Here is a 12,640-nt window from a genome sequence, read left to right on the forward strand (position 1 = left end):
TCGTTGGGTCGCACGTCATCCTTCCTGGTAGTTGGCTTTTTTTCTTCCCCGCTCATCCCTCGCCGTCCCTTCCCTCCCCTCGTCTTTCCCCGTCCCGCTTTCCTTGTCGCTTCCCCTGCCGTGCCGTTGCGATTCCATTTCGTCCGCCTCGTTGCCGGCCGTCGGCAGCATTAGTTTTCGCGCCGAATTCACTAAAAAGCGTCGCCCGATCGGCGCCAGCTGTTCTTGTCCGGCCTCGGAAAGCGATACCTTGCGTCCGACTTCGTTCTTCCACGTTGCAGACCATGGGATATCGACCGTGACAGAGAATGCCAATGCCGACAGCGCCGACCGGCGCTACTACCAGACCGAGGACTCGCTGACGCGCGTCGCCTGCCGCGTGCTCGACGGCAAGCTGTGGATGACGCTGGACAATATGGCGGCGCTGTATCGGACCTCGGAGCACGATGTCGCGAGGCAACTGAAGGCCGTGTTCTGCGGGCGCCGGCTCGGCTCGGCCTCGATCCGCAAGGAGGCGTTGCGCGACGATGGCATCGCGCCCGGCCCGACCTGCTACGCGCTCGACGCGGTGCTGCTGGTTGGCGTGCGTCTGGGCTCGACCCGCGGCGAGGCGTTTGCGCGCTGGGCCGCCGACTTGCTCGCCAACGAGCCGCCCGGGCCGGCGGACCAGCCGGCGGCGCATCAAACCGACGGGAAGACAGGCGCGGTAAAGTAGCCCACCGAACAACCGAACAACCTACGGTGGGCAAGGACGCGCAGATGAAACTGATCGAAATGGAGCGCTTGCAGCAGGTGCTGAACGACTTCATCCGCGCCCGGGACTGGGCGCGGTACCACTCGCCGAAGAACCTGTCGATGGCGCTGAGCGTCGAGGTGGCGGAGCTGGTGGAGATCTTTCAGTGGAAGACGGAACAGGAGTCCCACACCGTGATGGCGACGGACGAGCGCGAGCATGTGCGGCAGGAGCTGGCCGATATCCTGATCTACCTGGTCGAACTGGCCAGCGTGCTGGAGGTCGATCTCGACGCCGCGGTGCGCGACAAGATCGCGCTCAATGCCGCCAAGTACCCCGCGATCACGTCATCGGAAATCAATCGCTAATCGGAGGAGGATCGTCATGGCAGCGAATGCATCGACCCAGGCTGGCGCCATCCGCGTCGGTATCGGCGGCTGGACCTATGCCCCGTGGCGCGGCACGTTCTACCCGGCGGGCCTGCCGCAGGCGCGCGAGCTGGAGTACGCCAGCCACATGCTGACCGCGATCGAGATCAACAGCACCTACCACGGCACGCAGAAACGCGCGTCGTTCATCAAGTGGAAGGAGCAGACGCCCGACGATTTCGTTTTCTCGGTCAAGGCGTCGCGCTATGCGACCAACCGCCGGGTACTGGCCGAGGCGGGCGAATCGATCGAGCGCTTCGTCGACAGCGGCATCACCGAACTGGGCGCCAAGCTCGGGCCGATCGTCTGGCAGTTCGCCCCGACCAAGGCGTTCGACCGCGAGGATTTCGAGGCCTTCCTCGCCCTGCTGCCGCCGGAATCCGATGGCATCCGGCTGCGCCATGTGGTCGAAGTGCGCCATGCCAGCTTTGCCTGCCCCGAATTCCTGGCGCTCGCCCGCCAGTACAAGGCGGCCACGGTGTTCACCGACGTCGAGAAATTCCCCTCTTTCGCCGATGTGACGGGGGACTTCGTCTACGCCAGGCTGATGCGGAGCAACGCCAGGCTGAAGTACGGCTACGCGCCGAAAACGCTCGACGCCTGGGCCGAGCATGCGCAGGCGTGGGCGCGCGGCGAGGCGCCGCAGGGGCTGCCGCGCGTCGAGGACAACGACGTGCCGGCGCGCCGCCGCGACGTGTTCGTGTTCTTCATCAATGGCGAGAAGGAGCGCGCGCCGGCCGCCGCGACCGCGCTGCTGTCGCGTCTGGATCCGGACTACGAGGCGCGCGTGCGGGTTTCCGGCAGGAAGATCGCCAGCACGCCGAGCAACGGCAGGTAGGCACACCAGCGATAGACCGTCTCGATGCCGTGCGCATCGGCGACTCCGCCGAGCACCGCGGCGCCGATGCCCCCCATGCCGAAGGCCAGGCCGAAGAACAGGCCGGAGACCATGCCGACCTTGCCCGGAATCAGCTCCTGCGCGAACACCAGGATCGCCGAGAACGCCGAGGCCAGGATGAAGCCGATCACCAGCGACAGCGCGGCGGTCCCGAACAGGTCGGCATGGGGCAGCATCAGCGTGAACGGCGCGACGCCCAGGATCGAGAACCAGATCACGCGCTTGCGGCCGATGCGGTCGCCGATCGGGCCGCCGAGGATGGTGCCGACCGCGACCGCGAACAGGAAGGCGAACAGATAGAGCTGGGCCGAGCGCTGCGGCACCCCAAAGCGCTCCATCAGATAGAAGGTGTAATAGGTGCCCAGCGAAGCCATATAGAAGTACTTCGAGAACAGCAGCACCATCAGCACCGCCATCGCGCGGGCCACGGTACGGGCGGGCAGGCGCGGCGCGCTTGCCATCGCCTTGCGTGCCGCGCGGGCATGTTCGGCCAGCCGCTGGCCATACCAGCCGCCCACGCGCCACAGCACCGCAATCGCCAGCAGGGCCGCCAGCGACAGCCAGGCGATGCTGCCCTGCGTATGCACGACCACGGCCGCCAGCAGCGGGCCGGCCGCGCTGCCGACATTGCCACCGACCTGGAAGATCGACTGCGCCAGCCCGTGGCGTCCGCCCGAGGCCATGCGCGCCACGCGCGACGATTCCGGGTGGAAGATCGACGAGCCGGTGCCGACCAGCGCCGCGGCCACCAGCAGCACGCCATAGCTGGGCGCCACCGACAACAGCAACAGGCCGGCCAGCGTGAATCCCATGCCTACCGCCAGCGAATGCGGCTTCGGATGCTTGTCGGTGTACAGGCCGACCAGCGGCTGCAGCAGCGAGGCGGTGATCTGGTAGGTCAGCGTCAGCAGGCCGATCTGCACGAAGGACAGGTTGAAGCCGCCCTTGAGCATCGGGTAGATCGCCAGGATCAACGACTGGATCATGTCGTTGAGCATGTGGGCGAAGCTGATGGCGGACAGCACGCGGAAGCCGGTGCGTTCGCCGGCCTCGGCAGCGGCCGTGGTCGACGCCGCGGGAGCGGCGGGCGCGGCCGGTGTCACGGCGGCATCGGGCACATTGGCCAGATCGGCAGACAGGGAATCGATTCGCGAAGCCATGGCAAAGGTCTCTGGTTGGACTTTTTCTTGGGAGCGTTCGGAGCGGGCGGGCGCGGCCGGGATAGACCGCGGGAGCACCACGGCAGCAAGGCTGCGTGCGCGAACACGGTGATGCTATTCCTTGCATTGGCGCCTGTCCTGCGAGATTGAGACTACAACCATCTCGAAACGGACAGATAATCGCCCTATTCCGCGATCATTGCGCCACCCTTTCGCCACATCGTTTTGCTACATACGGGAGCTCGATCGAAATGGCCGACGCCGTTCTCCAACCGGACGCCCTGCCCGCGCCGCCGCGCTACATGGCCTACGACCGCGGCCCGATGCCGGTGGCCGCGATGGCCGCCGACTATCAGCCCGGCCATCTGACCGCGCGCCACCGGCATCCGCACGCGCAACTGCTGCATGCCGTGCATGGCGTGATGGTCGTCGGTACCGACGAGGGCCAATGGATCGTGCCGCCAACGCGGGCGATCTGGGTGCCGGGCGGCACCGATCACTGGATTCGCATGGTCGGCCATGTGCGGATGCGCACCGCATATATCCGCCCGGATGCGGCCCCCGGATTGCCGACGCGCTGCACCGTGCTGGGCGTTTCGCCCCTGCTGCGCGAATTGATCCTCGCCGCGATCGACATCGTCCCGCCCTATTCCGCCGATTCCCGTGATGGCCGCGTGATGCAGCTGCTGCTCGACGAGGTGGTGCTGCTGCCCGCGCTGCCGCTGCATCTGCCGCATCCGGCGGACCCGGCGCTGCGGCGCATCTGCGCCGCGATTCTGGAAATGCCCGATACGCCGATGACGCTGGCCGGCTGGGCGCGGCAGCTCGGCATCGACGGCAGGACGGTGCAGCGGCGCTTCGCGCGCGAGACCGGCATGACCTTCGGCCAGTGGCGTCAGCAGGCGCGGCTGCTGGCCGCGCTGGAGCGGCTGGCGGCGGGCGTCAAGGTGGTCGAGGTGGCGCTCGAACTGGGCTACCAGAGCCCCAGCGCGTTTGCGACGATGTTCCGGCGCCAGTTCGGCGTGCCGCCCAGCGCGTTCTTTCGCTGAGCGGGCCTGTCGTCCGATTGCCGCCGGCTGGCGCCGCTCAGGCGGCCAGATAGCGCTCGACCAGCCGCGTCCAGTACGCCGCGCCCACCGTCAGGTTGTCGTCGTTGAAATCGTAGGCGGGGTTATGCAGCAGCGGGCGGCCGGCGCCGTTGCCCAGGCGCACGAAGCAGCCGGGACGCTGTTGCAGGAAATAGGCGAAGTCCTCGCTGCCGGAAATCAGCGGGATCTGGCCCACGACCTTGTCCGGCCCGACCAGCTCCTCGGCGACCTGGCGCGCGAATTCCGTTTCCGCTTCGCTGTTGACCACCACCGGATAGCCCGGCCGGTAATCGAGATCGACCGCGGCGCCATAGCCCTCGACGTGCGAGGTCACCAGCTGGCGGATGCGCGCTTCCAGCGTGGCGCGTACCTCGGGGCTGAACGAACGGACGCTCAGTTCGAGCTTGGCGCTTTCGGGGATCACGTTGGGCGCATGGCCGGCATGCAGCGAGCCGATCGTCACCACCGCGGTTTCGTTCGGATCGATATTGCGCGACACGATGGTCTGCAGCGCCATCACCAGGCTGCCGGCGACCAGGATCGGATCGATCGACTGGTGCGGCCGCGCCGCGTGACCGCCCTTGCCGTGAATGGTGATCGTGACGGTATCGCAGGCGGCCATCATCGGGCCGGCGCGGAACATGAAGGTGCCCACCGGCACGCCCGGATGGTTGTGCAGGCCGAAGATCGCATCGCAGGGAAAGCGTTCGAACAGCCCGTCGGCCAGCATCCGCTGCGCGCCGCTGGCGCCGGCGCCGATCTCCTCGGCCGGCTGGAAGATCAGATTGACGGTGCCGTCGAAATTGCGCGTCCGCGCCAGCTGGCGGGCGGCGCCGAGCAGGATCGCGGTATGGCCGTCGTGGCCGCACGCGTGCATCTTGCCGCAATGGACGCTGGCATACGGCAGGCCGGTCGATTCCAGAATCGGCAGCGCGTCCATGTCGGCGCGGATGCCGACGCTGCGCTCACTGTCGCCGTTGCGCAGCGTGCCGACCACGCCCGTGCCGCCGACACCGCGCGTCACCGCATAGCCCCAACGCTCGAGGCGCTGCGCCACCAGTTCGGCGGTGCGGTGCTCTTCGAATCCGAGTTCGGGGTGTTGGTGAATGGTGCGGCGAATCGCCTCGAGTTCGGAGCGGCTATCCAGGGTATCGGACAACTCGCAATAAGCCGGGGTGAGATCGGCTCCGAGGCGGGACACAAGAATGGGGGGATCAACTTCTGACATGAGGCACTCGTATTGGCTAGTCCATGAAGGACAGTATTCCACTTAGGATCACGAGTGCCTATGCGATTTGACCTTTGCGCCGCATTTGTTTTAAGAACTGTTGCTAACGGGGTACGGTCCACCCTGATGCGCGCAGGGTCGGGGGAACTCGATTGCCTCGACGGGATCAGAGCCCCCCTCATGTTTCATTGTGTTACGACGAACCCCATCACGTCGAGCGCGAGTAGGGCAGCACGCGTTGCGTCTGCTCGCCCAATCCCTCGATGCCGAGCCGCATCGTGTCGCCAGCCTGCAGGAAGCGCGGCGGCTTGAAGCCCATGCCGACACCCGGCGGCGTGCCCGTACAGATCAGATCGCCGGGATGCAGCGTCATGAATCGGCTGACGTAGCTGACCAGCGTCGCGACATCGAACACCATCGTCGCGGTGGTGCCGCTTTGCATCCGTTCGCCATTGACGTCGAGCCACAGCGTCAACGCCTGCGGATCGGGCACCTCGTCGCGCGTGACAAGCCACGGGCCCACCGGGCAAAACGTGTCGCAGCCCTTGCCCTTGTCCCAGGTGCCGCCGCGCTCGATCTGGAATTCGCGCTCGGAGACGTCGTTGACCACGCAGTAGCCGGCCACGTAATCGAGCGCGGCAGCTGGCGAGACGTCCTGCGCGCGCGTGCCGATCACGACGCCGAGCTCGACCTCCCAATCGGTCTTGACCGAATCGCGCGGCAGCATCACTGGATCGTCCGGGCCATTGAGCGCGCTGGTGGCCTTCATGAACACGATCGGCTCGGTCGGAATCGGCATGCCGGCCTCGGCCGCATGGTCGGCGTAGTTCAGGCCGATGGCGACGATCTTGCCGATCCCGGTCCATGGCACGCCGAAGCGCTGCCCCTCGGCCAGCGGCAGCGTCGCAGGGTCCAGCGCGCCCAGCTCGGCCAGCATGTTCGGCGAAAGGGTGCGCGCGTCGATATCGCGGATCACTGCCGACAAGTCGCGCACGCGACCCTGCGCATCGATCAGCCCCGGCCGCTCGGCGCCCGCACTGCCAATTCTTACCAGCTTCATGGTTCTCCTCGTTGTCCTTGTTGATGTTCGGCAGGCTTTCGGCCGGTCAATTCGCCGCCGCCTGATTGGACGGGCGCGGCGCGGCCAGCAATTGCTCGATGCGCGAGACCAGTTGGCGGTCCGATGGCTTGACCGAGCTTTGGTAGTTCGCCACCACGCGCCCGTCGCGATCGATCAGGTACTTGTGGAAATTCCATTTCGGCGCGGTGCCGCTTTCCCTGGCCAGCAGCGCATACATCGGATTGGCCTGGTTGCCGCGTACATGCGTCTTGGCCAGCATCGGAAACTTGACGCCGTAGGTGTTGAAGCAGAAGTCGGCGATCTCCTTTTCCGAGCCCGGCTCCTGCGAAAAATCGTTGGAAGGAAAGCCCAGCACCACGAGCCCGCGCTCGCGGTATTTGGCGTAGAGCGCCTCCAGGCCCTCGTACTGCGGCGTGAAGCCGCAATAGCTGGCGGTATTGACGACCAGCACGACCTTGCCGGCGTACTGGCACAGGTTTTGTTCGGCCTCGTCCTGCAGCCTGGGGAAGCGGAAGTTCAGCGTGGCGGGACAGTTGGCTGCGGCGGCCGGCGATGCCGCGGTGGCGGGGCGGCTCCCACCTTGTTCGCCGGCGGCATGGGCGACTGGAGCGGAAAACGCAAGTACGATGGCCAGGGGCAGGGCGGCGCGGCGCCGCTGCAGCGGGTGGCTCGGGGCGGAAGCAAAGCGGGTCATGGCGTCGAACTCCATCGAACGGTGACCCGTAGTCTACGCCGGCCATGCCGCCAAGGTGCCAAGGTGCCAAGGTGCCAAGGTGCCAAGGGCAACGGCGCACCGCTGGCCGACGGCCGGTTATTCCATCGCCAGCGGCTTGACGTGATCGGACACGGCACCACGCAGCTCGACATCGGGCGTACGCCGGACCAGGCCGAGCGCCAGCAGGGCCGCCGCGGCGCCGGTGGCGAAGATCCAGTGAAAGCCGGCCTCGACGCCGCCGGCCAGCCGATGCTGGAGTTCGGGCGCCAGTTGGGCGAACGCTTCGCTGCCATGACGCAGCGCGCCCAGGTCGAGCGGCGCCGCAATGCTGTCGTGCCCGGCCGCGTGCAATGCGCCGCGGAAGGCCAGTGTCAGCAGCGTGCCGGCCAACGCGCCGCCGAGCGCGCTGCCCAGCGAACGGAGCACCAGCAGCGCGCCGGTGCCGGCGCCGGTGTCGCGGCGCTCGAGCGCGTTCTGCACGTTCATCAGGGTGCCCACCATGCAGATGCCGAGGCCAATGCCGGTCACGATCATTGCTGCCAGCAGCAGCGTCAGCGAACTGGCCGGCGTCGCGGTCGTCAGCGCGGCCAGGCCGAGCGCGGCAGCGGCAAAACCGGCCGTCAGCAGCCCGCGCAGCCGGCCGAGCCGAGGCGCCAGCATCGCCACCACGAAGTTGCCCGCCACGGTGGACAGCAGGAACGGCACCACCAGCATGCCCGACATTGCCGCATCGGCGCCGCGCACCAGCTGGAAATGCAGCGGCAGCGCGAAGACGCACAGAAACAAAGCCGAAGCGGCCAGCGCCGAGGCGCCCACGCCCAGGACATAGCTGCGGTTGGCGAACAGGCGAGGCGGCAGCATCGGATCGCTGGCGCGCCGTTCCTGCCAGATCAGGGCCAGCACGCTCAGGCCGGTCAGCGCCGCCAAGCCGGCCATCGGCGCGGACAACCAGTCGTACCGTTCGCCGCCCCAGCTCATTGCCAGCAGGAAGGAGACGATGGCCATCGTCAGCAGCAGCGCGCCGCCCCAGTCGACGCGCGCCTTGCCGGCCGGGGCGGGCAGGGCGCGCAAGCCGCGATGGCACAACCACATCGCCAGCAGCCCGAGCGGCAGATTGATCCAGAACAGCCAGCGCCACGACAGATGGTCCGACACCCAGCCGCCGACCAGCGGCCCGGCCACCGACGCCACGGCCCACACCGCCGCCAGATAGCCCTGATAGCGGCCGCGCTGCCGGGGCGATACGACGTCGGCGATGGCGGCCTGCGCCAGCGACATCAGGCCGCCGCCGCCGATGCCCTGCAGCGCCCGAAACAAGATCAGCTGCTGCAGCGAGCCCGCCATCGCGCAGGCCAGCGAGGCGAGCACGAACAGCGCGATCGCCACCAGCAGCAGCCAGCGCCGGCCGAACGAATCCGACAGCTTGCCGTACAGCGGCGTGGTGACGGTCGAGGTAATCAGATAGGCCGTGACGATCCAGGACAGATGGCCGAAGCCGTCGAGATCCTCGGCGATCGCCGGCACGGCGGGAATCACCACGGTCTGATCGAGCGCGGCGAGCAGAATGCACAGCACGATGCCCCCGATCACGCGCATGATCGCGCGATGTTCCACGGCGGGGACGACGGTCTGCGCCGATGCCGGTACCGCGGTACCGGACGAAGGGATCGAGGAGAGAGGGGTGGAGGAAGCGGGGGTAGGGCGGTCGGAAACGGCGGGGCGAGACATCGGGGAGCGGCGGCAGGCGGCCGCTTGCTGGGCCGCTGCACGCGGCCGCACGGCGCGGCCGAAGCGGGCCCTGACGGACCGGCTTCATCTGTTATTCAGTAAACGCAGAATTATATGCGTTTACCAAATATGCCGCCCGCGGGTACGGCCCCGGCGCTAGCGGCTGCCCGCGATATATTGCTCCAGCTGCTCGATGATGAAACGTTGCTCGGAGATGATGTCCTTGACCAGGTCCCCGATCGACAGCATGCCAATCAGCTCGTCGCCTTCCATGACCGGCAGATGGCGCAGGCGGTGCTGCGTCATCAGGGCCATGCATTCGTCCGTGGTCTGGTCGGCGCGTACATAGACCACGGCGGTGGTCATGATGTCCCGCACCAGCGTTTCGCGGGACGTCCGCTGCATCAGGATGACCTTGCGTGCATAGTCGCGTTCGCTGAGGATGCCGACGATCTTGCCGTGCTCCATCACCAGCAGTGCGCCGATGCTCTTTTCCGCCATCAACTGGAGCGCGGCATAAACGGTCGCGCTCGGCTGGATGCTGTAGATGGCTTGCGTCGATTTGGACGCAAGGACCTGTCGTGCAGTTTTCATCATCCACTCCTGGTCGAGTCGGGAAGGACTGCGGCCCGCGCCGGCATCCGCGGCCACGGGCGGTCCGCCAGTTGGGTCGGCGGTACGCCATTCCAGATTAGCAAAGGATCGCCACGCGTCACAGGGTGACGGGGAAGAATCTTAGTGATGTGCGCTATCCGGCATGTCGCTTCTTTTGCCCCACACGCGTGCCGGGCGATGGGGCGGGGCGGGCGCATCGGGCCCTCCGGGTTCCGGACGCGTGGCACGGGCTTGCGCCCGCGCGACAATCGTTTGCAGCTCGATCTGGTTCACTCTGTCACCGTCCGGAAGAACGGCAATGTGCCTCATAGCCCCCAAGATTTTCCCGGCTGCGGCCGGCGGCAGGCCGGGCAGGACGGCGGCGAGATCGCTCAGGTGCCGGCTGATCAGGGTGAAACCACTGGCCGTCTTCGGGTCAACATCCGGAAGCGGCGTGACCGGCCGCCCCATGCCGCCAGGATTGACCGCGGCAATGAGGCCATCGGCCAGCCGGGTTGCGCCGTTTTCCAGCCAGTGCTGGAATGCGGGTCCGGCGTGCAATCCGGCGATCAGTCGAACGATTCGCTTGGCTTTGGCCATGTCGAAGTCATGGCTCCTGGCGAATCGGTCGCAGAGCGATGCCACCATTTCGTCCCGCTTCGTCCGCTCTTCGGTTCCGGGTGCCAACGCGAGCGAGCATAGCGGCTCGAGGATCAGCTCGAGCTGGTCAAGCCGCAGCGTCTCGGGCAAGGCACACAACTGCTCGTTCAGAAGACTCAGATATCCGCTCCACACCACCGCGTCGCGGAAGTCGAGGCTGGCTGGCAGGTCGAGTTTCGGGTCGGGAGACGCGCGGAATCCGCGACAGAGTTCGTACAGCCAGGTCAGCCTGCTGTCGCCAGGGAAAAAGCCCCGTTCGGGAACCAGCCCGTCTTGACCTTCAGGCTGCCTGAAATGGCCCAGCGAGTAACGGATGCGCGCGGAGCGGACAGAGCCGCACGGCAGCACGCTGCAGAAGGTCCGCACGATGGCGAGCAACTGCTGCCGCCATGTCATCTGCCGGAACGGCACTTCGACAAGGACGCCTTCCATTCGCGCCGTCTTGTGTCGGCACAGCTCGAAGCGATAACGGTTGCGGCCAAGTTGAACGATGTGGTGGGAAGCGTCGCGATGAAGGGTTTGCAGAAGCTCGCCGGGATGGCGGTGCACGGCCTGCCGGACGTCATGGATGCCGGCGAATCGGTGGATGGTGAGGGGAGCGCGCATGATCGATTGCAGCCTGGTGTCTGGCAGTGAGGCATGGCTGCGCACCGCCGTGGAGGCCGTCGTGCCAGTGCCATGCAGTGAAGGCATGGCGGAAGTGTGACGAGCTCGTCAAAAAGAACTTTCGTAATCTGCCAGATTCCGCGTGAAGCGACACACCGACACAAGGCTCGTGCCGAGTTCACACAACCATCGGCACATATCTTGAGCAGCGGCGGCCGCCAGCGCTCCAGGGAATTGCGGCATCATGGCGGCGTTGCCGATTCCATCGCGGGGCCTTGCCGTCCCGCCCGCTGCCGTGTCCGCCAACGAAGTCCCTTCCCGCTTCCGCGATGCATCGCCTGCCACGGGCGTACCGATGGCCTGCGCCCATTGCCTCGCTCTGGCAGCCGACGCGCGTCGCCGCGAGCCGCACGAACGGCTGGCGCTGAAGCACACCGCGCCGCTGGTCAGCGCGAGCGCGGCCGGTGTGCCGTTCAGCATGCTGACGTTCGAGTGCCGCGAGTGCGGCACCACCTGGCGCCTGTACGATCGGGCCAACGAGTTGTTCGTCTCCTGGGTGCCACAGTGGCGGCCGGGTGCCTTGGGCTAAGATAGCGCCCGACGCCGGCCTGCGCCGGCTCGCCGGATGACCGGGATGGCGGCGTAGTGCCGGCTATGACCGTCAACACCGGCGATCCCTCTCTATCCAATCCCTGTCGCCTGCCACCATGCCTTTTGCTTTTCGCCTGCCCGGACTCGCCGCCCTTGCCGCCGTCACGTCGTTTGCCGCCATCGGCAGCGCACCAGCTTTCGCCGCCGACAATTACCCGTCACGGCCGATTCGCCTGATCGTCGCCTATCCGACCGGCGGCATCAGCGATACGGTGGCCCGCGCGCTCGCCGAGCGGATGTCCGACCAAATGGGAACGTCGGTGGTGGTGGAGAACAAGGCAGGCGCTGGCGGCAGCATCGGCATGGACGCGGTCGCGAAGGCGGCGCCCGACGGATACACGATCGGCTTCTCGTCGACCAGTCCGCTGACGTTGAATCCGCATGTCGGCAAGGTCCATTACGACCCGCAGCGCGATATCGCGCCGGTGATGAGCGTGATGTATTCCCCGGTGATCGTGGTCGCCACCTCGAGCTTCACCGGCAAGACCTTCCAGGATCTGGTCGCGCAGGCCAGGACCAGGCCGGGTTCGGTTCGCTGGGCGACCTCGGGCCTCGGCACGGTCGGCCATGTCGTGCTCGAGCAGATCAAGGCCAAATCGCAAGCCGATCTGACGCTGATTCCATACAAGGGTGCCGGCCAGCAGATGAACGATGCGCTCGGTGGCCAGTTCGAAGTGATGAGCACCAATGCCAGCCCTGCGCTGACGCAGCAGATGCAGGCGGGCCGCCTGCGCGCGCTGGCGGTCGGCGCGCCCAAGCGCATCGACGCGCTCGCCGATGTGCCGACCTTCGCCGAACTGGGCTATCCGAAGGCCAACCTGACTTCGACGTTCGGCGTGTTCGCCCCCGGCAAGACGCCGGCCGCGATCGTCGCCCGTCTCAATGCCGAACTGAACAAGGCGCTGGCTGCGCCGGAAGTCCGTGAGCGCCTGCTCAAGGGCGGCGAGGTACCGACGGGCGGCAGCGCCGCGCAATTTGCCGCGGCGATCCGCGCCGAGTACGACGACAACGGCCGCATCGTCAAGGAAGCCGGCATCAAGGCGGACTGAGCCGTCGCGGCCGTAGGCCGT

Annotated in this window: 14 protein-coding genes; 6 read left to right on the forward strand and 8 right to left on the reverse strand. The window is 66.9% G+C overall.

Annotation, left to right across the window (positions count from 1 at the left end):
- Window positions 1-15: 15 nt before the first annotated feature.
- Window positions 16-315 carry a hypothetical protein gene (locus J5T34_RS15540; RefSeq protein WP_208580509.1) on the reverse strand — a complete coding sequence of 100 codons (300 nt, stop codon included), beginning with the start codon at window positions 313-315 and terminating at the stop codon, window positions 16-18.
- Here J5T34_RS15540 and J5T34_RS15545 point away from each other — a divergent pair.
- Genes J5T34_RS15545 through J5T34_RS15555 form a run of 3 tightly spaced genes read left to right on the forward strand, consistent with a single transcriptional unit; the run spans window position 299 to window position 1,999 of the window.
- Entirely contained in the window at window positions 299-715 is a 417-nt protein-coding gene (locus tag J5T34_RS15545) for a hypothetical protein (RefSeq protein WP_208580510.1), read from the forward strand. The genes J5T34_RS15540 and J5T34_RS15545 overlap by 17 nt on opposite strands.
- 44 nt (window positions 716-759) lie before the next feature.
- Entirely contained in the window at window positions 760-1,101 is a 342-nt protein-coding gene (locus J5T34_RS15550; RefSeq protein ID WP_208580511.1) for a nucleotide pyrophosphohydrolase, read from the forward strand.
- A 16-nt stretch (window positions 1,102-1,117) separates the two neighbouring features.
- The gene (locus J5T34_RS15555; protein ID WP_244258949.1) at window positions 1,118-1,999 is read left to right on the forward strand and encodes a DUF72 domain-containing protein; all 882 of its coding nucleotides are present in this window, start codon (window positions 1,118-1,120) and stop codon (window positions 1,997-1,999) included.
- On the opposite strand, the gene J5T34_RS15560 is transcribed toward J5T34_RS15555, so the two are convergent.
- The gene (locus J5T34_RS15560) at window positions 1,936-3,219 is read right to left on the reverse strand and encodes an MFS transporter (protein ID WP_208580513.1); all 1,284 of its coding nucleotides are present in this window, start codon (window positions 3,217-3,219) and stop codon (window positions 1,936-1,938) included. The genes J5T34_RS15555 and J5T34_RS15560 overlap by 64 nt on opposite strands.
- 251 nt (window positions 3,220-3,470) lie before the next feature.
- Here J5T34_RS15560 and J5T34_RS15565 point away from each other — a divergent pair, with 251 nt between their 5' ends.
- Complete coding sequence (locus tag J5T34_RS15565) at window positions 3,471-4,268, forward strand: AraC family transcriptional regulator (protein WP_244258951.1); 798 nt, start codon at window positions 3,471-3,473, stop codon at window positions 4,266-4,268.
- 37 nt (window positions 4,269-4,305) lie between these two features.
- Here J5T34_RS15565 and J5T34_RS15570 read toward each other — a convergent pair whose 3' ends face one another.
- From J5T34_RS15570 to J5T34_RS15595, 6 genes are all read right to left on the reverse strand, one after another.
- Window positions 4,306-5,535 carry a M20 aminoacylase family protein gene (locus J5T34_RS15570; RefSeq protein WP_208580514.1) on the reverse strand — a complete coding sequence of 410 codons (1,230 nt, stop codon included), beginning with the start codon at window positions 5,533-5,535 and terminating at the stop codon, window positions 4,306-4,308.
- Window positions 5,536-5,743: 208 nt separating this feature from the next.
- The gene (locus J5T34_RS15575) at window positions 5,744-6,595 is read right to left on the reverse strand and encodes a fumarylacetoacetate hydrolase family protein (protein ID WP_208580515.1); all 852 of its coding nucleotides are present in this window, start codon (window positions 6,593-6,595) and stop codon (window positions 5,744-5,746) included.
- Window positions 6,596-6,641: 46 nt separating this feature from the next.
- Complete coding sequence (locus J5T34_RS15580; protein ID WP_208580516.1) at window positions 6,642-7,310, reverse strand: glutathione peroxidase; 669 nt, start codon at window positions 7,308-7,310, stop codon at window positions 6,642-6,644.
- A 117-nt stretch (window positions 7,311-7,427) separates the two neighbouring features.
- Complete coding sequence (locus tag J5T34_RS15585; RefSeq protein WP_208580517.1) at window positions 7,428-8,927, reverse strand: MDR family MFS transporter; 1,500 nt, start codon at window positions 8,925-8,927, stop codon at window positions 7,428-7,430.
- A 288-nt stretch (window positions 8,928-9,215) separates the two neighbouring features.
- Complete coding sequence (locus J5T34_RS15590; RefSeq protein WP_208580518.1) at window positions 9,216-9,653, reverse strand: CBS domain-containing protein; 438 nt, start codon at window positions 9,651-9,653, stop codon at window positions 9,216-9,218.
- A gap of 141 nt (window positions 9,654-9,794) precedes the next feature.
- Window positions 9,795-11,006, reverse strand: coding sequence for a hypothetical protein (locus J5T34_RS15595; RefSeq protein ID WP_208580519.1), 1,212 nt, complete (start codon window positions 11,004-11,006; stop codon window positions 9,795-9,797).
- Window positions 11,007-11,274: 268 nt separating this feature from the next.
- Here J5T34_RS15595 and J5T34_RS15600 point away from each other — a divergent pair, with 268 nt between their 5' ends.
- Together J5T34_RS15600 and J5T34_RS15605 are read left to right on the forward strand one after the other, a co-directional pair.
- Complete coding sequence (locus tag J5T34_RS15600) at window positions 11,275-11,508, forward strand: hypothetical protein (RefSeq protein ID WP_208580665.1); 234 nt, start codon at window positions 11,275-11,277, stop codon at window positions 11,506-11,508.
- Between the two features lie 118 nt (window positions 11,509-11,626).
- On the forward strand, window positions 11,627-12,619 hold the full coding sequence (locus J5T34_RS15605) for a Bug family tripartite tricarboxylate transporter substrate binding protein (protein ID WP_208580520.1): 993 nt from the start codon (window positions 11,627-11,629) through the stop codon (window positions 12,617-12,619).
- Window positions 12,620-12,640: the final 21 nt, after the last annotated feature.

It is taken from the genome of Cupriavidus gilardii, from assembly GCF_017598945.1.
Lineage (GTDB): Bacteria > Pseudomonadota > Gammaproteobacteria > Burkholderiales > Burkholderiaceae > Cupriavidus > Cupriavidus gilardii_E.

What these genes read in the sequence shown, in the direction of transcription:
- J5T34_RS15550 (WP_208580511.1), top strand. Translation starts at nt 760, where the DNA reads ATGAAACTGATCGAAATGGAGCGCTTGCAGCAGGTGCTGAACGACTTC.
- J5T34_RS15555 (WP_244258949.1), top strand. Translation starts at nt 1,118, where the DNA reads ATGGCAGCGAATGCATCGACCCAGGCTGGCGCCATCCGCGTCGGTATC.
- J5T34_RS15560 (WP_208580513.1), bottom strand. Translation starts at nt 3,219, where the DNA reads ATGGCTTCGCGAATCGATTCCCTGTCTGCCGATCTGGCCAATGTGCCC.
- J5T34_RS15565 (WP_244258951.1), top strand. Translation starts at nt 3,471, where the DNA reads ATGGCCGACGCCGTTCTCCAACCGGACGCCCTGCCCGCGCCGCCGCGC.
- J5T34_RS15570 (WP_208580514.1), bottom strand. Translation starts at nt 5,535, where the DNA reads ATGTCAGAAGTTGATCCCCCCATTCTTGTGTCCCGCCTCGGAGCCGAT.
- J5T34_RS15575 (WP_208580515.1), bottom strand. Translation starts at nt 6,595, where the DNA reads ATGAAGCTGGTAAGAATTGGCAGTGCGGGCGCCGAGCGGCCGGGGCTG.
- J5T34_RS15580 (WP_208580516.1), bottom strand. Translation starts at nt 7,310, where the DNA reads ATGACCCGCTTTGCTTCCGCCCCGAGCCACCCGCTGCAGCGGCGCCGC.
- J5T34_RS15585 (WP_208580517.1), bottom strand. Translation starts at nt 8,927, where the DNA reads ATGCGCGTGATCGGGGGCATCGTGCTGTGCATTCTGCTCGCCGCGCTC.
- J5T34_RS15590 (WP_208580518.1), bottom strand. Translation starts at nt 9,653, where the DNA reads ATGAAAACTGCACGACAGGTCCTTGCGTCCAAATCGACGCAAGCCATC.
- J5T34_RS15595 (WP_208580519.1), bottom strand. Translation starts at nt 11,006, where the DNA reads ATGCCTTCACTGCATGGCACTGGCACGACGGCCTCCACGGCGGTGCGC.
- J5T34_RS15600 (WP_208580665.1), top strand. Translation starts at nt 11,275, where the DNA reads ATGGCCTGCGCCCATTGCCTCGCTCTGGCAGCCGACGCGCGTCGCCGC.
- J5T34_RS15605 (WP_208580520.1), top strand. Translation starts at nt 11,627, where the DNA reads ATGCCTTTTGCTTTTCGCCTGCCCGGACTCGCCGCCCTTGCCGCCGTC.